This is a genomic window from Streptomyces sp. NPDC060000 (genome assembly GCF_042737375.1).
In the GTDB taxonomy this organism is placed as follows: Bacteria; Actinomycetota; Actinomycetes; order Streptomycetales; family Streptomycetaceae; genus Streptomyces.
This window is the reverse complement of sequence record NZ_JBHWUU010000015.1, coordinates 23270-43176: the sequence shown is the minus strand read 5'-3', so window position 1 is coordinate 43176 and position 19907 is coordinate 23270. Positions and strand designations below refer to the sequence as shown.

The window sequence follows — 19907 nt, the reverse complement described above, 5'->3', positions numbered from 1 at the left end:
GGCCAGGCAGAGCCGAACACGGCGAGCGCGCCCAAGCCGGACGCAGCCCAGCACGGCGGGCGCAGTCGCACCGGACGGACCCAAGCCCGGCCAAACCAAGCAACGGGGAGCCGACCAGGGCGAGCGCGAGCCGGACGCGCCACAAGGCGAGCGCAGCCCTCGCCAGGGCTCGGCCCCGCCGGGTCCGGTGAGCCCGCTCAGTCCCGTCGGCGTCACCCGGCTCGGCGCGTGCGTCGGCGCCGCCCATGCCCGCCGCTCGGCACGGGCGTCGGCGCTGGCGTCGGTCAGGGCCGCCGCTCAGCGCGGGCCTCGGCGCCGGTCATGTTCGCCTCCCGGCGCGGGGCACCCAGGCGCCCACGCGCCGGCTCAGACCCCGGGGACTCCCGCCCCTTCCATGATTCCGCTCACCTCGGTGCCCGGTGGGGTGAGCAGGAAGACGTTGCGGTCGACCCGGTGCATGCCGCTGGCGAGGCCGAAGACGACCCCGGTGGAGAAGTCCAGGACACGCTTCGCGGTGTCGGTCTCCGCGCCCGTCAGGTCGAGCAGCACCGGGATGCCGGCCATCAGCGTCTCGGCGACCTCGCGGGCGTCGGCAAAGACGTTGATCCGCAGCACGACGAACCGGCGCCGGGTCTCCGTCTCCGCGTCAGGGAGCGCGCGGTGGCCCACCGCCGACGGCCATGCGTCCCGGCCCCGCAGCGGAACAACCTGAGCGAGCCCTTCCCACTGTTCATCGGTGACGTCGTAACGGTTCACCGGCACCCCCCGAACTGACTCGCCTTCAATGCGTGCACCAGCCAATTCTTACGCCAAGTCACCCGTTCGGCCCAACAGCGACACGGACCGCCACCGCCTCGGATACCGCACAGCGGCTTTTCTTCGCGGCCACACCGGACGCTCCCGGGCCGACCGGCCCCCGCCCACCAGCCCCGATTACGTTGCGAAACCACGCACTTGGCAGAGACACCACTGATGGCACCCGGCCGAAAGCGTGATCCGCCGGCGTCCGCAGCCCAGGGCGGCCACCACTACCCGCCGATGGCGCCGCCATCGTCCGATGACGGCTCCGCGGCCGCACCCGTCATCGTCCCGGCCCTGGCGAGCGCGACGGCAGCGGTCCTCGCCGCCCACGCCAGGGACACCACGTGAAGCCACGGCGAGGTCGCGTCAGGCACCCGCGCGCGTGAAACGGAGCGTGGTGGTGATCGTCGTCAGGCCGCCCATCATGCCGAGCTGGTTCATGGTCATGCCGAACTCCCCCCGGTCCACGGTGAAGGTGGCGTCCAGGGTGACCGCGTCGCCGTCCGCCTGGCTCAGGCGCGCGGTGAAGGTCTGCGGCCGGCTGATGCCGAGCACCGTCAGCTGACCGGACACCTTGACCGCCCCGTCGGCGCCGAGTTCGGCACCACGTACCGCGAAGGTGATCTCGGGGTACTTGTCGGTGTCGAAGAAGTCCGCGCTGCGCAGGTGCTTGTCCCGCTTGGCGTTCTTGGTGTCGATCGAGGCCGCGTCCAGGGTCAGGGTGCCGGTGACGGTTCCGTCGGCAGCCACCTCGCCCCCGCCTCCGACGGTGGCGAAGACTCCTTTGACGGGCACCAGGCCCCACATCGCCTTGTGCTTCAGGGCGACGGTGGAGGCGCCCGTGTCGAGCTGCCACAGTCCGGTTTCCACGGCGACGGTCATGGCCGTTCTCCTTGGTGTTCACATTTGGATAGGGGTCGCGGCCACGCTAGCTGGTTATCCAAATCTGAACAACCGGGTCATGCAAATTTGGACTAGAGATACACTCGAGGCATGGCAGACTCCGCTGATCACCCCGCCGACCTGCCCGCATGCCCGTCAGCGCAGGGCGCAGGGGACGGTCTGCTGCCACCCGAGCTGCGGGGTTGGATGCTGCTGCTGGCCGCGACCGGGGCGGTGGAACAGCGGTTGCGTTCAGTGGTCAAGGAGCGGCTCGACGTCTCGCACGACGAGTTCCTGGTCCTGTGCCTGCTGGCTGAGCAGCCAAAGAGTGGCCTCCGCATGACCCGCGTCGCGGAGCTGCTGGGGCGGCCCAAGACCCGGCTGACGTACCAGATCGCCTGCCTTCAGCACGCCGGGCTGGTCACCCGCAAGTCGGTGTGCGGGGACAAGCGCGGTGTCGAGGTGGCTCTCACCGAGAAGGCCCGAGGCCTGCTCCGGGAGGCGTCCGGCGCCCTGGCCGAGACGGTGACGGGGGCGCTGGCCCATGTCATGGGGCCCGAGCAGTGTGCTGCGATGAGCGGACTGATGCCGGACGCGGCCACCGCCGAAGCGACGGAGCCGGAGCCCGCCACCGTCTCCGACTGAGTCCGGACGCCGCCCGACCCACGCCGGGGACACGCTCAGACCGATCGCGAAGCCCAGCTTCATCATCGGCGCGAGGAAGTCCGGGTATGTGGAACCCGCGTCGACCCGGGTGGGCAGGAAGACGCCCGCGGTGCCGATTACCATGCCGGCCACGACCATCGACCGCACGCCCAGCTTCGGGGTCAGCCCGCCGGTCACCACGGCGCCGACGAAGACGGCACCGGCCAGCGGCAGCAGTCGTACACCGGTCTCCAGCGCGTCGTAGTCCAGCACGACCTGGAGGAACTGGGTGGAGTAGCAGATCGCGCCGAAGGTAGCGACGGCCTGAGCCTGCGTTCGGTCACGACCACCGCGACCGGCCTCGACGCCCGCTTCACGGGCAGGGTCACCTTCCGCCCGGCCGAGGCGTCGTCGCACCGGCACAGCTGAGAACGAGCCCGCCGCGCCGGACCGAGCGACCGCCCGCTCGGCTCAGACCACGCCGGGACGCCCCGCCTCCGCCTCCGTACCCGTACCCGCACCCGATCCCGATCCCGTCACCGCAGCCGCAGCCGCAGCCGCCGATAGGACGACGTCGTCCACGACGGTCCGGGCCCGCTCCTCGGGGACACCGGCCGCGACGAGCGTGGCGACGGCGGTACGCGTCCCGTCGTCCTCCAGCGCGCCGGTGTTGACCTCCTCCAGCAGCGCGATGTGCATCCCCTCCAGGCCGGCGCTCAGCACGGCCGGCGGCAGATGGGTGTGGAAGGCGCCGTCCTGCTGTCCCCGCGTCAGGATCGCCGTCACCTCGTCGCGAGCTGGGGCGAGGATGCCGGCCACCCGCTCGACGCCGAGGTCGCGCTGGGCCAGCGCCAGGAGCAGCCGGTAGCGGTCGCCCACCGGCCAGATCGAGTACACGAAGTGCGCGAGCGCCCGCTCGGCCGGCTCCTCGGGCCGTACCGCGACCTCCAGTACGCCCCGCAATGCCTCGGACGCCTCCTCAGCGAGCGCCTCGAACAGCGCCGCCCGCCCGGGAAAGTGACCGAAGAGCGTACGGCGTACGACACCGGAGGCCCGCGCGATCTCCTCCAGGGTGACGTCCGGATTCCGGCCGAGCTCCTGGCGGGCCGTGGCCAGAATGCGCGCCCGGTTGGACCGCGAATTGCGCCGCTGCGGCTCGCGGGCCACGGAGTGGGTCACGGGAAACCTCGGATGGTTCGGTACGGACGAACGGGCGCCCATTGTGGCGGATCTTCGCGGTCGGGGCGACTCGGGGACGGCGCGGGGGGCGGCTCGGGTGCGGCCCGGATTGGACTGGATTAGACCAGTTTGGTCCGGAGCCGACTCGGGGCTCACCCGGGGCTCACCCGGGATTCCAGTGACGGACCGGCGAGGGCATCCGGCCGCCAACAGCCAGGTCCAGCGCCAGGCAGACCGGGGCGTCAGGCAGACCGGAGCGTCAGCCCGAGACCGGCTCGGCGGTCTAGGCCGGATCCCCGTGCCCCTGCCAGGGCCGGGCCAGTCCGACGAGGGCGAGTCCCGCCGTCGTCGCGGCGACCAGCATGATGAGGGCCATCGGCGAGGAGCTGTCCTCCCCAGCGGGCGCCCGTGAGGTGCTCACGAAGGAACCGCCCCCCGCTCCCGCATCCCTCGGCCGCCGGTCCTTTCCCCTTCGACCCGGGTGACCGGCACGGCCCGAGCAGACCTTCACGAGAACCGCCCGCTCCTTCGTGCGCGTCCTGCTCTACGGTGCCAGCAGTCACAGACGACCGGGGAGGAACCGTGCAGCAGCCGAGGACGGCGTTCGCCGAGCGCATCGCCGAGCGGAGAAGTGGCGGCGACGACCCCCGTGCTCTGGTCGGCGAGATGCGGCGCTCGGTCCTTCTGGTGCCGGTGGCCGACGGCGGTATCTGGTCGGTGCGTTCGGGCGGGGTGCGGTGGATCTGCGGGTTCACGGACGAGGCCGCACTGGCCCGGTTCGCCCTGCGTCACGCGCCCGGTGATCGGCCCATGGACTACGCGGCGCTGCTGGGCGCGCGCATCGTCGACGAGATCGTGCCCACCCTCGGCGAGCCCGCCGGTCTCGCCGTCGACATCGCCACCGAGGACGGGTCGATGTTCTTCCCGCCGGTCGTCGGCATCGTCCCGGACGCGGTCGCCGTCGACGCCGGTGAGGCGGGAGACAGGGGAGAGGGGAGGCGGTCATGAGCGGCGAGGGACCGGACCTTCAGCTCGACAAGGCGTCCGTCGCCAAGTTCACCCATGGCGTGGGCGCGACGATCGACGAGCTCGGTGAACTCGGCGGCGCCACCGGTTCGGTGATGGGCAAGGGGTTCTCGGAGCTGGCGATGACCGGGATGGAGGCCGGGCACCACGGCCTCGCGGTCGATTTCGAGGACTTCTGCGAGCGCTGGGAATGGGGCGTGCGCGCCCTGGTGAGCGACGCCAGCGCCCTCGCGAACCGCCTCGGCCTTGCGGCGGGCACCCAGTGGGAGCACGACCAGTACATCGCGGGCACGCTCAAGGTGGGCGCCAACTCCCTGATGGGCGGAAACCCGCACGCGAGCGAGGAGGAGATCGCCCAGCAGAACTGGGGCGACATCTTCACGCCGGACTACCTGGACCCGGACTGGAGCGGCGAGTCGTTCGACAAGGCCGGTCAGGACATCGAGCAGACCTGGAAGGACACCGGCCGCACCGTCCTCACCGAGGGCGACGGCGGCCGGCGGTCGGAGCTGCTCAACGACGCGCTCGGCATCTCCGACGACCAGTGGAACCAGGCGCTGGACGACACCTTCGGCCCGTCGCCGGACGAACGTGCCCAGCAGGAGCAGCAGCAGGGTGAGCGCGGGGGGAACTGAGCGTGGGCATCGGCGACTTCATCAGTGACATCACGCCCGACTCGGTCGAGGACGCGGTCGAGGACGGCGTCGAGTGGGCCGGCGACCGCGTCGAGGACGCGGGCAACTGGACCGCCGACCGGCTGGAGGACGCCGGCTGGCAGACCGGCGCGGACTGGGTGCGCGAGCAGTCCCGTTCGGTCGCCAACCGGCTGGGCGCCGAGGTCGACGAGATGGACCTCGGACAGACCGAGGACAAGACCAAGCTGATCTACGGCAGCCCGGACAAGATCCGCTCCACCGCCGAGAAGCTCCGCGCCTTCCAGTCGTCCTTCGACAGCGCGGGCGAAGGCCTCAAGGGCCTCGACTCGTCCCGGCTCAAGGGCGAGACGGCCGACGCGCTGCGCACCGCGGTCAGCACCCAGCCGCCCAAGTGGTTCACCGGTGCCGACGCCTGCGCCAAGGCGGCCGCCGCGCTGGAGGCGTTCGCCGGCACCGTCACATGGGCGCAGGGACAGGCTCAGACGGCGATCGACAAGTGGAAGGAGGGCGTCAAGGCGTCCGCGGACGCCGCAGACGCCCACCGCAAGAAGGTCGACGACTACAACGGCGCCGTCGACCGCTACAACGCCCAGCCCGCCGACAAGCGCGACCCCTCCACGCTCCCTCCCAAGCCCGCGGCGACCTTCGACGACCCCGGCAAGAAGCTGATGCAGGACGCGCAGGACCTCCTCGCCGAGGCCCGCAAGCAGCGCAACTCGGCGGCCGAGACCGCACGCTCCGCCGTCCGCGCCGCCCGCGACACGGCCCCGGAAAAGCCGTCCTACGCCGAGCAGTTGAACGACGGCATGCAGGAACTGCAACTCATGGGCGACCACGTCGGCGGCGGCATCATCAAAGGCACCGCGGGCATCCTCAACTTCGTCCGCGGCGTCAACCCCATGGACCCGTACAACATCACGCACCCGGCCGAGTACGCCACGTCCCTCAACAGCCTGGCCGCCGGACTGGTCGTCGCCGCCAACGACCCGGTCGGCACCGGCACCCAGATGGTCACCGACTTCATGAAGGACCCGGCCGAGGGCTTCGGCCGGCTGATCCCCGACCTCGCGCTGACCGCGGCCACCGGAGGCGGCGGCGCCGCGGTGAAGGGCGTCCGGATCGCCGAGGACGCCGCCGAGGCCGCACGGCTGCGCCGACTGATCGACGACGCCCCGGACGGCACCCACAGCCGACCGGACGGGGAGCGCCCCACCGAGGGCACGGACCCGGTGGACCTCGCCACGGGCCGGATGTTCCTGCCCCAGACCGATCTCGAGATCCCCGGCATCCTGCCGCTGCTCTTCACCCGCCGCACCGAGTCCGGCACCGCGACCGGCCGCTTCCTGGGGCCCGCCTGGTCGTCCACCGTCGACGAACGTCTGGAGATCGACGCCGTCGGCGTCCTGCACATCACCGCCGACGGACTGCTCGTCCCGTACCCGCACCCGGTCCCCGGTTCGCCCACCCGCCCGAAGGGGGGTCCGGCCCGCACGCTGCTGGCCCGCGACACCGACGGCGGCTACACGGTCACCGCCCCCGACAGCGGCCTGACCTTCCACTTCACCGCCCCGTCCGGCGGCGAACCTGGGGGCGACGGCGTCGCCTGGCTGACGGCCATCACCGAACGCAACGGCCACGCCGTCGACATCGACCGCGGCGAGGACGGACTGCCACTGGCCCTGGTCCACTCGGCGGGTCACCGGGTGAACCTGTCCGCCACCGACGGCCTGGTCACCGGCCTGTCCCTGGCCGGCGGGGGCGAGGGCGGGGCGGATCTGCCCCTGATGAGCTACGGCTACCAGGATCGCGACCTCACCACGGTCACCAAGCCGTCGGGCGCTGCCACCACCTTCGTCTACGACGACCGCCGTCGCGTCATCGCCTGGATCGACTCCAACAACAGCCGCTACGACTACGTTTACGACGACCGCGACCGGGTCGTCGCCGAAGGCGGCGAAGCCGGCCATGTCCAGATCACCCTGGCCTATTCCGCACCGGATGCCGGGACAGGTCACCGCACGACGGTCCTGACCACCGCCGACGGGCGCGTCACCCGCCAGCTGTACGGCCCCGGCTGCCGTCGGCTCGCCCTCACCGACCCGCTCGGCCACACCACCCGGTTCCGCTACGACCGCAGCGGCAACCTCGTGACCCGCACCGACCCGCTGGGCCTCACCACCACCTTCTCGTACGACGAGGAGGGCCGGGTCGTGTCCGCCATCCGCCCCGACGGCAGCGAACTGCGCACGGTGCGCGGCCCGTTCGGCCTGCCGGTGGAGGTCGTCGGCCCGGACGGCGCACGCATGGTCCACGAGTACGACGAACGCGGCAACCGTACGGCGGTCACCGACCAGACTGGTGCCACCACCCGCTACACCCATGACCGGGCCGGCCGGCTCACGTCGCTCACGGACCCTCTCGGATCCACGACACACGTGGTGTGCGACGCGGCGGGGCTGCCCGTGGAGGTGACCGACCCGGCCGGCGCCGTCACCCGCACGGAGCGGGACGCCCTCGGCAGACCGGTCCGCGTCACGGATCCGGTGGGCGGCGTCACCCGCCTGGAGTGGGACGCCGACGGGCAACTCGCCCGGCGCACCGGTCCGGACGGCGCCACCGAGTCGTGGACCTACGACGGCGAGGGCAACCTGCTCACCCGCACCGACCCGTCCGGCGGCGTCTCCCGCTTCGAGTACACCCACTTCGACCTGCCGGCCGCCCGTACCCTGCCCGACGGTGCGCGCTACGAGTTCGAGCACGACGCCGGGCTGCGCCTCACCCGCGTCACGAACCCGCAGGGACTGTCCTGGACCTACGAGTACGACGCCGCCGACAACGTCGTCTCCGAGACCGACTTCGACGGCCGCACCCTCACCTACCGGGTGGACGCCGCGGGCCGGCTGGCCGCCCGTGCCGACGCGCTCGGCGGGACCATCTCCTTCGAGCGCGACCAGCTCGGCCAGGTGGTCGCCAAGGACGTCGACGGGCGGGTGACGGCCTACGCCTACGACCGGGCCGGGCGCCTGCTGGAGGCCGCCGGACCGGACGGCGAACTCCGCTACCTGTACGACCGTCGCGGACTCACCAAGGCGGAACTGGTCGACGGCCGCGCCATCCTGTACGCCTACGACGTCCTGGGGCGCCGCACGCGCCGCACGACGCCCACCGGTCACGTCACCTCCTACTCCTACGGCGCCGATGGACTCCCCCACCGTCTGACCAGCGGAGGTCACCGGATCGACTTCACGCACGACGCCGCCGGCCGCGAGCTCGCCCGCGTCTTCGGCGACGCGATCACCATGACCTCCGCGTGGGACGAAGCCGGACGGCTCGCCACGCAGCAGATCACCGCCGGGGGCCGCGACGTCAACAACCGCGCCTACTCCTACCGCGCCGACGGTCAGTTGACCTCTGTCGTGGACCGGCTGTCGGGCTCCCGCACCTTCGATCTCGACCGCGTGGGCCGGGTCACCGCCGTCCACGCCCAGGGATGGACGGAGCGGTACGTCTACGACGACGTCGGCAACCAGACCTCGGCGTCCTGGCCCTCCGGCCACCCCGGCCGCGAGGCCACCGGACCGCGCGCCTACCAGGGCACCGCCCTCACCCGCGCCGGAGACGTCCGCTTCGAGCACGACGCCCTCGGCCGGGTCGTCCTGCGGCAGAAGACCCGCCTCTCCCGCAAGCCGGACACCTGGCGCTACACGTGGGACACGGAGAACCGTCTCACCTCCGTGACCACCCCCGACGGGACCCGGTGGAGGTACCGCTACGACCCGCTCGGCCGCCGCACCGCGAAACAGCGCCTGGCGGCCGACGGCGAGAGCGTGGTCGAGGAGGTCCGTTTCACCTGGGACGGCCTGACCCTGTGCGAACAGACGAGCCACCGGCCGGACGCCCCGAACACGGTCGCCCTCACCTGGGACCACCGGGACGTCGTCCCCCTGGCCCAGACCGAGCGCATCCTCACGGCCGACGACCGCCAGGAGGAGATCGACCGCCGGTTCTTCGCCATCGCCACGGACCTCGTCGGCACACCGACCGAACTCATCGACGAGACGGGCGACATCGCCTGGCGCACCCGGAGCACGCTCTGGGGCACCACGGCCTGGTCCCGTGACAGCAGTGCCTACACCCCGCTCCGCTTCCCCGGTCAGTACTACGACCCCGAGACCGGCCTCCACTACAACTGTTTCCGCCACTACGACCCCGAGACCGGCCGCTACACCTCGCCGGACCCTCTTGGCCTGGCTCCCGCCCCGAACCCCCTCGCGTACGTGGACAACCCGCACAGCGGGTGCGACCCACTGGGCCTCATGCCCAAGTACACGAAGGAGGAGCGGGCCCAGAAGCGGATCGACAAGATCGTGGACGGCGTCGTCGACAGGGCGAACAACGCGGAGTTCAAGAAGCGTTTCGACTACCACGGCGACACCCGGCACGCCTTCAGCGACGAACGGGTCATCGAGATCCTCAAGAACCCGGACGCTGTGTACCACTCGACGGGCCAGGCCGGGACGTTCACCTTCCGGCAGGGCGACGACATCGTCGTGATCGACGGACCCGGCAACACCCAGGGCCAGGCCATCACGGCGTACGGGCCATCGGGCATTAAGGGCGGCTCCGGAGCCGAGGCGCTCGGCGGCAAACCCACGGACCCTGGTGCGCCGGTGACCGACGAGGCCATCGTGACAGGCAGGATTCCCGCCAAGGACGGCTTCCAGCCTCCGGCAGTCCGGATCAGATGAGGCAGTGATGACGACGAAACTGAAGTTCGACGGCGACTGGCGCGCGACCGTGACGGACGAACCGCTCCCCCTCGTCCCCCGGCTCCTGGGCACTTTCGTGATCGTTTCCCCCTACGCCGACAGGGTGGAACGCGAGAAGTTCCTCGCGGACACGTTCGGCAGCCAGGACTGGCTGTGGGACGACCCCGACGTTCTCCGCTTCGACCCGACCGGCCGACAGCTGGTGGGGGCTGAGTTCCGGATGCCGGAGGAGTCCGCGTCGGCCGAGGACCGCGCCCGCCTTCCCGCCGCGCCCGCGGTACGCCCTGGCGGGCTCCGCGCGGACGAGGTCAAGGGCTTCCGGCACGAGATGTGCACGGTGCTGTGCCGCGCCCCCGGCGATACGGTGCTGACCTGTCTGCGTGACCTCGACGTCCTCGACGCGCCTCTGGAAGCCCGCATCGGCATCGCCCCCGACGTGGCGCTCCTCGTCCAGCAGGGCGCGGTCGTCGGCTGGAGCCTGACCGACCCGGTCCGGTACTTGACCTCTGGGTTCGCCGCCCCTGACCCCGACCCGCCCTCGCCCGCCACCCGCCGCCTGCTCACCGAATGCCTGGACCTGATCACCACGCCGCTGATCGAGGACGTGATGGACGGTGAACCACTCGCCCTGGCCCGCCTCCGGGCCGCCGACGAGTCCCTGCGCAACCAACGCGAGGACCGAAACCGAGCAGACGCGCTGCTCGCGCTGATCGCCACCCTGGTCGAGGACTACGGGAACGGGTGACGAAGGCCCGGCCACTGGCGAGTACACCTCCGAGGGCGAGGGGCAGGACCTCGAACGCTCCGCCAAGGTGGGCGACGGCCATGGCACTTCGACGCCGGCCACGGTTACGACCGAGCCCGCACCGGACCGGGCGGATCGAGCAAGCGGTCGTCTCCGACGTGTACCCGTAGCGACCGGGTCCGAGCCCGGCGGCACATCGGCTGCCCGGAACGCCGTCGGGTTCGACCGCCATCGGCTGTCAGGGTCTGGGCGCCCGTACCGTCCGGACGCCCGGCGCGAAATCCCCCAGAAGAAGCGAGAGATGCCCGATCCGAACCCCGCGGCCAAGAGCCTCAGCCAGGCGATCGACGGCGTCGACACCCGTCAGGTCAACGAAGCGGCCCGCGACTTCGTCGAGAAACTCACCTTCGCGACGGCCGACGAGATCCTCTCCATGCTCCGGGACGTCCTCGCCGAGGACTGGATGGCCCTCCCGCCCTGGTCCCGGAACCTCGCCTACCGCCTTGCCTGCCTGCAACGCCCCGACGACCCGCAACTGGCCCGCGAGGCAGCCGCGGACCTGCTGCGGGCCGGTACCCCTGCAGCAGCCCCTGTCGTAGTGCCCGCTGTGTCTGCCGCTCCACTACGTGGGCGAACGCGGGGAGCAGTTCTTCGTGTCCGGCGACGTCAACGGCTCCGTCCCGCCGGCCCCGCGGGTCGAGGCTGTGGCCAAGGAGGACGAACAGGCGCCCGATGGGCATTTGGGCGTGATCCGCAGCCGGACGGTCTCGCCTCCCGGGACGTCAAGGACCACGGCCCCGACCCTGCTTCCCGCCCGAAGCCGCGGTTCGCCGGAGAGGCCCTTCGCGAGGCTCGTACGAGTTGTGGCAGAGGTGCCTGGCTGAGAGCCGACGGGACCTGAGCTGGGAGCGTGGCTCACACGGCGCCGGTGATCTTGAAAGCAGCCCAGAACAGCGGGTTCTCGGCGACCTGTTGATCCAGGTGGCTTCGCCAGTCCGGAAGCACCGAGTCGATGCCCGACTCGGCGGAGAGCAACGGCCCTCCCCAGGAGGGCACTTGCCAGTGACGCGTCCGGAGGTACCGAGTGGTGTCGGTGAAAGCGGTGTGAGGGTCCACGCCGGCGCCGAGATATGCATGGAGTACGGCAGAAAAGACGACGCCTTGCAGGTCCGTGATCTCCCACAGTGTGGAAACGACCGCCTTCGCTCCGCGCGCAAGGAACGCCGACTAAAGACTGCGCAGAGTCTGCACGGTACGACCGGTTCCTTCATGCGTGCCCGTTCTGCAAGCGTTCAGGACGACCAGGTCGACGCTGCCGAAGGCGCCTTCGGCGAGGATTCTGCTCGTGGTCAGCGTGGCTGATCCGAGTGAACTGCCCTGCAGCACAAGTCCGGCAGCCCAACGGTTGAGATGCGTCAGTCCGTGCGACGCCACATGGACGATTCGTGCCCTGGACATCGCCTGCAGAGCACGGTCGGGGGTCGCCTTCTCTTGCTCGAGGACCTCCGCATGGTCGTACAGGCCGGCGATCAAGTCAGCCTCGCAGAGCGGCCCGTCGATCGACTCTAATACCGGCACACCATCACCGCTGTGCGCCACCACCAGGACCTCTACTGCGGCCGAATGCCGCTGGGATTGCTGGATGGCCGCCGTGAGACGAGCTGTCGGAGCGTAGACAACGTGATCAAAAACGTCGCTCAGTGTCACGGTTCGCGGGGCACGTAGCGGAGCGGCATGGAGCGGCAGTAGGTCCAGTGGAGTCGCGGGACTGAGCATCAATCGACGAAAGTCATGACGCACGGTCATGTCGATGATCGCTTCTGCCATTTCACTGCATTCGAGGAGGGCCTGTTCCAGGAAGTCATGCCACATACGTCCGGGAGCATCCTGCGGTAGCCGTGCCCATTCACTCACGACCTCAGGAAAATGCCCGAGGGGAATCTCCTCACACGAAACGAGATCGAAGTGCGCGCGGCCCGCACGATTCGTGCATGCGGCGAGCTGAAGCGTCCCATAGCGGTTGATCAGGTGCACGAAAGCCGTTTGCTCGCCCAGCGAGGATACGTCGGCATCGCCACTGGAACCCGCTTTCACCTTGCCTCGCGCGGATGCCCGGAGGAGTTCCAGAGTGCGCTGCCGCTCTTCGACAGCGGCCTTCAGCTCCATGTTCGCCCCACGCGTGTCTTCCCCGTCGAGCAGGTGCAACGCCTGCCGTGCACGCGCACCGGCGAGACGGCGTGCGGCGGACATGAAGTGTCGGTACTCCATGGCGTCGGAGACCAGGGCAAGTTCGTCCTGGATGTCCTCACCCTTTGCGTTTTCACAACTCCAGAAGGCCGCCATGGCGATCTGGTCGAGACCTTCGCCGGCCATCTTCTGCTTGATGCTCTCCGTCTCGTCACCAACCAGTCGACGGAGTGCCGCGATCGCGGCTTCCTTGCACCGGGAACGCAACTCTTCCGGCAGGGCGAGCCAGATGCTCCCCACAGCCCTGAGTTCACCGTCGTCAACGAGCCGGACGACGGTGAGGCGGGCATATCCGACGGTCGCAAGATGCAGAAGTTCCCAGGCATGTTCCACCGAGGCCAGGGAGTAGGTGTACGGAGCGCGCATGGGAGGGCCCGGGTCGCCGGGAGGTGTGGGAAACACCAACCAGATCCTGAGGCCGTCACCGTGATTTTCCGCTCCGAGGCCGTCCAGCGCGCCAGGGTACGGAAGTCGGCCGAACGGTCCGAGCGTCCGGCCCGCCGCTCGTTGAGCTGCCGTACGACGGCCAGGAGCTGCGGGATCGAGTGGAGCGCCCGCCCACGCAGCAGCCTGGCCTGCGACTCCCGCCCCTCCCCCGACACGAACCACTCGGCGAGCCCGGACCACCGCGCGGCCCACCGCTCGTACGCCACCGCCTCCGCCCGCTCGGCCTCCTCGGGAGCGGCGTCGGCGGCCTCGCGGGCGGCGGCGTGCCGCAGCAGCGGACCGACCCGCTCCTGCTCCTCCAGCTCCCCGATCAGCAGGGCGATCCGCCCGCCGAGGGTGATGAGGTCCTGGATGAAGCGCTCCAGATACTGGATCAGCCGGTCCTTGTAGGCGAGGAACGCCTCGACCTCGATGTCGTGCAGGTCGATGGTTCGCTGCAGCGAACCCATGAAGGCACGGGCGTTGTCGGCGAGATCGGTGAACCGCGCCGTCAGCACGGACAGGGCCACGTACGTCTTGGCCGGGTCGGGCTCGTCCTCCGCGGCGATCACCAGGAGTGCCCGCAGTTGCGTGACGATGTCGTGCAGCGCGACCGCCTGGAGTTCCCCGCGCCGCCCCAGCACCTCGTCGTACGTCCCCAGCGCCGCCTCGGCCGCCTCCCCGGCCCGGGTGAGCTGGTAGATGAACCGCCTGCGGTAGAAGTCCTCGACCGCGGTCACCCGCGCGTGGTCGGGGTCGGCCCGCAGGTTGCCCCATTCCACGAGCTTGTCCAGCGCCTGCGTCACTGCTTCGAGGTCACCGGGTCGGCTCCCCGCGTCCAGCGCCGCGTACACGTCCTCCGGCCGCAGATGCACCGCGAACCGCTCCTTGGCGGCGAGGAAGGCCCGCATGACCTGCCGGTAGAGGGGGGAGTTGGGGGCGGTGAGGTGAGCGAACGGGGTGTAGTCGCTGGAGGTCATCTCGCCGCATTCTTCCACCGTGGTCACGGGCTCACGTGTGAGTTGTGAACACGCACTCCGCCCAGACGGTCTTGCCCGGGCCTCCCGGCCGGAAGTGCCAGCCCCAGCGGGTGGCGAGCGCCGCGACCAGGAGCAGCCCTCGGCCGCCGCAGTCCTCGGAGCCGGGGGCGGGCAGCACTTCCGGTTCGGGCGGCGTGCGTTCGGTACGGGTGTCGGTGACCTCGATCCTGACCGTGCGGGCGGGTGCGCTCACGTGGAGGAGCAAATGGAAGTCCCGGCTGGGGACGTGGCCGTGCCGTACGGCGTTGGTGGTCAGCTCGGCGACGACCAGCACGATGACGTCGTGCGCGTAGGTGGCGTACGGGATCCCCCACGCGTCCAGTCGGTGCGCGGCCAGTCTCCGGGCGAGGCGGGCGCCGCGGGGCGTGGAGGTGAAGCACATCTCGAAGGTGTGGTCGAGCAGGTCGTGCGGGGCGGTCAAGTAGTCGGCGGGACGGGTGGGTTGGGTGGTACGGCTGGGGCTGCTGGGCTTGCTCGTCATGCCTGCAACGGTCCCGCCGGTGGCGTAGCGTGACCAGCCGTGACGCACCGACATGGCCCGTTGTACGCATCGTGTCGGAACGCGTACGAGGTGCGCGGCGTGACGAGGCCGCCGGGACGGCGTTGAGCCAGAGAGGCGGTAGCGGTGACCGAGGGCACGGACGAGGGGTCCGAACCCGTGATGGCAGGCGACGCGGGACGGGCGACGGCGGACACGTCCGGCCAGGCCGTGGTCATCGCGTTCGGGCAGACGATGAAGACGTTGCGGGTGCGGGCGGGCCTGGAACGCGAGGAATTCGGACGGCGGATCGGATACTCGGCGTCCACGGTCGCATCGTACGAGCAGGGTCGGCGGATTCCGTCGCCCAGGACCATCGAGCGCGCGGACGAGGTTCTGGACGCGGGCGGGTTGCTGACGGTGTGGAAGGAGCAGGTGGAACGGGCTCAGTATCCGGTGTTCTTCCAGGGGATGGCGACGCTGGAGAAGGGGGCTTGGAGCTGCTGATGTACGACACCCATGTCGTCAACGGTCTGCTGCAGACCGAGGAGTACATGAGGGCCCTGCTCGCCATGCGGTGCCCTCCCCTCGACCAGGAAACGATCGAGCAGCGGGTGACCGCCCGACTGGCCCGGCAGGAGATCTTCGGCCGTCGGCCCGCACCCTTGCTGAGCTTCGTGATGGACGAGGCGGTGTTGCGACATCGCTACGGCGGCAAGGGCGTACTACGGGGTCAGTTGGAGCATCTTCTGCTGATCGGCGACAAGCGGCACGTGGAGATTCAAGTCATGCCGGTCGATTGCGAGGACAACGCGGGTGTGAATGGACCGTTCACGGTCCTCACGCATAAGGACAGCAAGAAGTTTGTGTACTCCGAGGCACATGCGACCAGCACCCTCGAGACCGACTCGGAGCAGACGGTTCTCGCCGCCGCCCGTTATGGGATCATCCGATCGCAGGCTCTCACTCCGCGAGAGTCGCTGAAGTTGATCGAAGGGTTGTTGGGATCGCTATGAGCAACGCTGAGTCCTCAACCATCGCGTCCGACCTCGCTTGGTTCAAGAGCAGCTACAGCGGAACCGAAGGCGGTCAGTGCGTCGAGATAGCTGCGGGCACGGAAGCTGTGCACATCCGTGACTCCAAAGCCGTGGCCGGACCCGTCATCCGTGTGTCCCGTGAGGCGTGGGCGGGCTTCATCGGGGAGGCGTGACCGTCGTACGTCATGCCTGAGCCCTGCCGCCCGATCAAGGACGTCAGGGCTCACACACACCACCCTTACTTGGGCAAGTACGGGCTCGGCTTGCCGTACCAGCTGATCCGCAGAGTGTCGCGGGCGCGGGTGGCCGCGACGAACAGCAGTGATCGGGCCTTGAGTTCCTCGCGGGCGAGGCGCCGGGGGTCCGTGTCGCGGTAGCGCTGGACGACGGAGGCGCGAGGAAGGACGCCGTCGCGGGCGCCGACGATGGCGAGCCTCTGGTATTCGAGACCCTTGAAGCGGTGCATGGTGCCGACGTGGATGTCGCCGTCTCCCTTGACGCCCTCCTTGGTGAGTTCGGCGACGGTCAGCCCGGCCTCGGTCGCCAGGTAGTACATGACCTGGTTGACGGCTTCGCGGTCGGCGACGCACACGGCGATGTTGCCGCGGGGGTCGCGGACCTTGCCGTCGGCTCCACCGGTGGCGAGTTCCTCGCGCCAGGCCCGCAAAGTGGTGGCGAGCCTGGCGAGTTCGTCGTCCCAGCTCTCGCAGCGGACGAGTTCGGGGGCCGGACCACGCAGGACCGAGCGGTAGCCGTCGAGGGTGTCGGCGCCGTCGTCGAGGTCGTCGAAGGTGATCTGGTCGCTCTTGGGGTTCACCACTTCCATGGCCCGGTTCAGGATCTCGCGGGTGGTCCGGTAGCTGAGGGTGAGGCGGGCCGCGCGACCGCGGATGTTGACGCCGACCGTGCCCAGAGTGACCTGCTGGTCGTAGATGCGCTGGTGGGTGTCGCCGGCGATGAACATGTCGTCCTCGCCCGGCGCGACCATGGCGCGGAGCATCTTCCAGTGGGCGGGCCTGAGGTCCTGCGCCTCGTCGACGACGACGTGCTTGTAGCGGTGGCCCAGGTAGTACATGCCGGAGCTGTCGTCGCGGTGGATGAGGTCCTTGCCTCCGATCTCGTCCTTGTACTCCTGACGTTGCTCGATCTTGGCGGCACGCTGCATCTCGAAGCGGGCGGCGCGCTCGGCGGCCTGACCCCAGGTCTCGCGCCCTTCCTTGTCGAGACGGGTGGTGAACTGCTCCAGGATCTTCCAGATCTGCGCCCGGTCGGGACGGCTGACGGACCGCCCCCGCCCGGCTCGCCGCGCGTCGAAGTACGCCTTGCGGGTGCCGAGGGACTGGCCGAGGATCACCTGCTCCCATTCCTCGTAGAGGAACTCCGCGTCCCACCGCTTCTCGTCGAGTTGCAGGAGAACCTGGCGGAGCGTGCCCAGCGCGACGCTGTCGTAGATGCGCTGCTTTCCGGCACCGGCGACGGTGTTCTCGTTGAGGACGCGGGCGGCGAGCTGGTCGATGTGCGTGATGTCGATGCGGGCCAATTGCTCGGGTTCGAGCAGGAACGCCAGGCGGGCCCGCAGGTCGGTGGTGAGGTTCTTGGTGAAAGTGGTGAGCAGGATCGGCTTGTTGTGGCCGGGGGGCAGCTGTTCGGCGAGGTGCTTGACGCGGTGCAGGGCGACGATGGTCTTGCCGGTGCCGGGGCCGCCCGACACCCTGAACGGGCCGCTGCAGCGGCGGTCGACGAGCTTGGCCTGGGCGGGGTGGAGGAAGACCTTCCAGGCGCGGAAGTCGCCCTCTTCGATGATGTCCTTGAGGGCGTCGTCGATGGTGGTGACCGTGGTGCGGGCGAGCGCCGCGTGTAGGTCTTGCCGCTCGTCTTCGTCAAGTTTGACGTCGACGGGAGCGGTGATCTCCTTGCGCACGTCCGCGATGGACAGGCCTGCGGCGAGGCCGTACAGGATGTCCTTGGTGAGCAGGGGGGCGCCGGAGACGAGAGCGTCGAGTTCGGTGCTCTCGGTGACCGCGAGGGCGAGGCCGATGAGCTGTTCGGCGACGCCGAGGTCACGGAGGTCTTCGGCGGTGACGTCGGTGAGGAGCGGCTCGGCCGGGGGAACGGCGGTCGTGGTGTCGTCCGCGGGTTCGGAGGTAGCCGGTTCGGCGGTGGCCGGTATGGGGGCGGAGATATCCGGCTCGTCCGCGGCTTCTGGCTGCTCGGCCGGGGTGAGCGTCATCCCGGCCCGTTGCAGAACGCTCTGGCCCACCACGGAGAGGTCGACGAACTCGATCTCTCCGGTGATGCGGTTGATCGCGACGGAGAGTTCTTCGTACACGTGCCTGCGGTGGCGGACGGCGACGACCAGCCACTTCTCGCGGCCCGCACCGTCGATGCCGATCTTGGCGAGCAGCGCGCGGTAGGACTGGTCGATCTTGGCGCGGTAGACGCGGCCGTCGCCCTTGAGCGGCTTGAGGTCGAGACCGGGGTGGTCGGGGTTCTGCCGGAAGCGGTGGCAGAAGTCGTAGAACTTGCCCTTGACCGAGCGGTCGAGCTTGTACAGCTCCTGTTCGGCCTTCTCGTACAGGCTGAGCCGTGCGGTCATCGGTGGGTGGCGCCTTCCGTGTCCGGGAGCAGGGTGAGCAGGGTGTCGAGGTGGTCGAGCCAGTCGGCTGCCGTGCGCACGGTCCAGCCGTCGCCGGTGTAGGCGTCGTCCCGCTTCTTGCGTTCCTCGCTGTCGTGGGCGTCGGAGTCGACGAACACCGCCACCTTGGCGGCACCGGGCCAGGCGAAGTCGGCCTGCCAGCCGCGATCGCCCAGCTCATAGCCGAAGACCGGGGCTTTCTTGCCCCGCGCGGCGAGCGCCTTGGCCAGCCGGGTGAGGTCGGAGTCGGGCTCGTCCTCTTCGAGGAGTTCGAGGATGTCCTCGTCCCAGGCCGCGTCCCGGAGCATCCCTTCGACCGCCTGCTCCAGCGAGGAGGAGGTCGAGGCCCGGTCCGGCGCCGCTGCCGGCCCGGCGTTCTCCGCCGCGGCCGTCGCAGCGTCCGCCGACGGGCCCGTCGTGGCCGTCTCGGGGTGCAGCCGCGCGATGAGCGTCTCCAGTTCCCCGGGGCCGCCTCCGACCCGCAGTGCCTCCACGGCGAAGTCGGCGGCCAGACTGCGGGCAAGTTGTACGCCGTCGCCGCCGGTGAAGGCGAGGAACTGGAGGAGGTTGGACCAGTAGAGCCAGGAGCGCCACCGGAGTTTGTGTGCGGCCGTCCCGAGCTGGTCGCCGTCCAGGTCGTCGAGTACGGCGAGGGCGCCCCAGCCGACCCCGGCGGTGCCGTCGGGTCCGCCGGACGGGTCGACGGTGTAGAGCAGCGGCAGGCCGTGTTCGTCGGTGGCGGACAGGACGAGGATCTCGCCGTTCCCGGTGAGGGGTTCGACGTCGGCCGCCGGGTTCCCGCCCGTGGCGAGGGAGCCCAGGGCGCTGCGCAGGGTGGCGCGGGCCTGGGTGGGGCTGACGTACCGCGGCGGGATCGACACTCCGCAGGTCGGTCATCAGGAGATGCACGAGCAGGCGGAGGCCGTCCGCCGTGTGCCGCCCTTCGTGCGTCACTTGAGCTTCCTGATGACCAGGACGACCAGGACGGTCAGCACGATCGCTCCGGCGGCTCGCGCCAGTCGCCGGGACCGGCTTGGCGCGGGATGTCCCGTTCCGCCACCATGAGCCGGCTCAGGAGGTACAGGACCCTGTCCGACTTCCAAGTAAGGTTCCAGCTTTTCGACCAGCGCCAGACCGAGCGCCGACAGGACAGCGGACAGGGCCGCTGCGGCGAGTCGTCGGGGGCGCGATGGGTGACGGCCCTCGCGGGCCGTCGGACTGCTCCCTTCCGTGATGTACGGGTCGAGGTCCACGACCCGTACGGTCTCGCCGGTCTCCGGAGCGTCGAACGACGGAAAAGGGCTTACCCGATGGGTGGTCGAGTCGGCCTCGAAGAACGCC

General features: G+C 70.1%; 16 protein-coding genes and 2 pseudogenes. 9 read left to right on the top strand and 9 right to left on the bottom strand.

Annotation, left to right across the window (positions count from 1 at the left end):
• Positions 1-366: 366 nt before the first annotated feature.
• Positions 367-756, bottom strand: coding sequence for a cell division protein SepF (locus ACFWBB_RS10840; RefSeq protein WP_189927663.1), 390 nt, complete (start codon positions 754-756; stop codon positions 367-369).
• A 216-nt stretch (positions 757-972) separates the two neighbouring features.
• Here ACFWBB_RS10840 and ACFWBB_RS10835 point away from each other — a divergent pair, with 216 nt between their 5' ends.
• A complete protein-coding gene (locus ACFWBB_RS10835) occupies positions 973-1149 on the top strand; it encodes a hypothetical protein (RefSeq protein WP_385269343.1) in 177 nt (58 codons plus the stop codon).
• An 18-nt stretch (positions 1150-1167) separates the two neighbouring features.
• Here the strand turns inward: ACFWBB_RS10835 and ACFWBB_RS10830 are convergent, their stop codons facing one another.
• Positions 1168-1683 (bottom strand): YceI family protein, encoded by a 516-nt coding sequence (locus tag ACFWBB_RS10830; protein ID WP_385269341.1) that lies wholly within the window; start codon positions 1681-1683, stop codon positions 1168-1170.
• Between the two features lie 111 nt (positions 1684-1794).
• Here ACFWBB_RS10830 and ACFWBB_RS10825 point away from each other — a divergent pair, with 111 nt between their 5' ends.
• Complete coding sequence (locus ACFWBB_RS10825; protein ID WP_385269339.1) at positions 1795-2328, top strand: MarR family winged helix-turn-helix transcriptional regulator; 534 nt, start codon at positions 1795-1797, stop codon at positions 2326-2328.
• A 142-nt stretch (positions 2329-2470) separates the two neighbouring features.
• Entirely contained in the window at positions 2471-2593 is a 123-nt protein-coding gene (locus ACFWBB_RS10820; RefSeq protein WP_385269337.1) for a hypothetical protein, read from the top strand.
• 206 nt (positions 2594-2799) lie between these two features.
• Here ACFWBB_RS10820 and ACFWBB_RS10815 read toward each other — a convergent pair whose 3' ends face one another.
• Together ACFWBB_RS10815 and ACFWBB_RS10810 are read right to left on the bottom strand one after the other, a co-directional pair.
• Positions 2800-3507 carry a TetR/AcrR family transcriptional regulator gene (locus ACFWBB_RS10815; protein ID WP_385269335.1) on the bottom strand — a complete coding sequence of 236 codons (708 nt, stop codon included), beginning with the start codon at positions 3505-3507 and terminating at the stop codon, positions 2800-2802.
• A gap of 283 nt (positions 3508-3790) precedes the next feature.
• On the bottom strand, positions 3791-3928 hold the full coding sequence (locus ACFWBB_RS10810; protein ID WP_385269333.1) for a hypothetical protein: 138 nt from the start codon (positions 3926-3928) through the stop codon (positions 3791-3793).
• A gap of 161 nt (positions 3929-4089) precedes the next feature.
• Between ACFWBB_RS10810 and ACFWBB_RS10805 the strand changes: the two genes are divergently transcribed.
• From ACFWBB_RS10805 to ACFWBB_RS10790, 4 genes are read left to right on the top strand one after another with little or no spacing between them, the layout of a single operon-like run.
• The gene (locus ACFWBB_RS10805; RefSeq protein WP_385269331.1) at positions 4090-4515 is read left to right on the top strand and encodes a hypothetical protein; all 426 of its coding nucleotides are present in this window, start codon (positions 4090-4092) and stop codon (positions 4513-4515) included.
• Entirely contained in the window at positions 4512-5168 is a 657-nt protein-coding gene (locus ACFWBB_RS10800; protein WP_385269329.1) for a hypothetical protein, read from the top strand. Before ACFWBB_RS10805 ends, ACFWBB_RS10800 begins: the two co-directional genes overlap by 4 nt.
• Positions 5169-5170: 2 nt before the next feature.
• Positions 5171-9937, top strand: a complete 4767-nt coding sequence (locus tag ACFWBB_RS10795; RefSeq protein WP_385269327.1) for a putative T7SS-secreted protein — start codon at positions 5171-5173, stop codon at positions 9935-9937.
• Positions 9938-9944: 7 nt separating this feature from the next.
• Complete coding sequence (locus ACFWBB_RS10790) at positions 9945-10703, top strand: hypothetical protein (RefSeq protein ID WP_385269325.1); 759 nt, start codon at positions 9945-9947, stop codon at positions 10701-10703.
• A 915-nt stretch (positions 10704-11618) separates the two neighbouring features.
• Here ACFWBB_RS10790 and ACFWBB_RS10785 read toward each other — a convergent pair.
• The 3 genes and pseudogenes from ACFWBB_RS10785 to ACFWBB_RS10775 all read right to left on the bottom strand — a co-directional run bounded on the left by ACFWBB_RS10785 (position 11619) and on the right by ACFWBB_RS10775 (position 14897).
• Positions 11619-12509 (bottom strand): annotated as a pseudogene (locus tag ACFWBB_RS10785) (CHAT domain-containing protein).
• A gap of 350 nt (positions 12510-12859) precedes the next feature.
• Entirely contained in the window at positions 12860-14383 is a 1524-nt protein-coding gene (locus ACFWBB_RS10780) for a TIGR02677 family protein (protein WP_385269323.1), read from the bottom strand.
• A gap of 4 nt (positions 14384-14387) precedes the next feature.
• Complete coding sequence (locus ACFWBB_RS10775; protein WP_385269321.1) at positions 14388-14897, bottom strand: ATP-binding protein; 510 nt, start codon at positions 14895-14897, stop codon at positions 14388-14390.
• A gap of 180 nt (positions 14898-15077) precedes the next feature.
• On the opposite strand from ACFWBB_RS10775, the pseudogene ACFWBB_RS10770 reads away from it, so the two are divergent.
• Positions 15078-15910, top strand: a pseudogene (locus tag ACFWBB_RS10770) (helix-turn-helix domain-containing protein).
• Complete coding sequence (locus ACFWBB_RS10765) at positions 15907-16104, top strand: DUF397 domain-containing protein (protein ID WP_385269319.1); 198 nt, start codon at positions 15907-15909, stop codon at positions 16102-16104. The pseudogene ACFWBB_RS10770 and the gene ACFWBB_RS10765 overlap by 4 nt, the downstream one beginning before the upstream one ends.
• A 65-nt stretch (positions 16105-16169) precedes the next feature.
• Here ACFWBB_RS10765 and ACFWBB_RS10760 read toward each other — a convergent pair whose 3' ends face one another.
• Both ACFWBB_RS10760 and ACFWBB_RS10755 read right to left on the bottom strand, forming a co-directional pair.
• Complete coding sequence (locus ACFWBB_RS10760) at positions 16170-18527, bottom strand: UvrD-helicase domain-containing protein (protein ID WP_385269317.1); 2358 nt, start codon at positions 18525-18527, stop codon at positions 16170-16172.
• Positions 18524-19447 (bottom strand): hypothetical protein, encoded by a 924-nt coding sequence (locus ACFWBB_RS10755; RefSeq protein WP_385269315.1) that lies wholly within the window; start codon positions 19445-19447, stop codon positions 18524-18526. The genes ACFWBB_RS10760 and ACFWBB_RS10755 overlap by 4 nt, the downstream gene beginning before the upstream one ends.
• Positions 19448-19907: the final 460 nt, after the last annotated feature.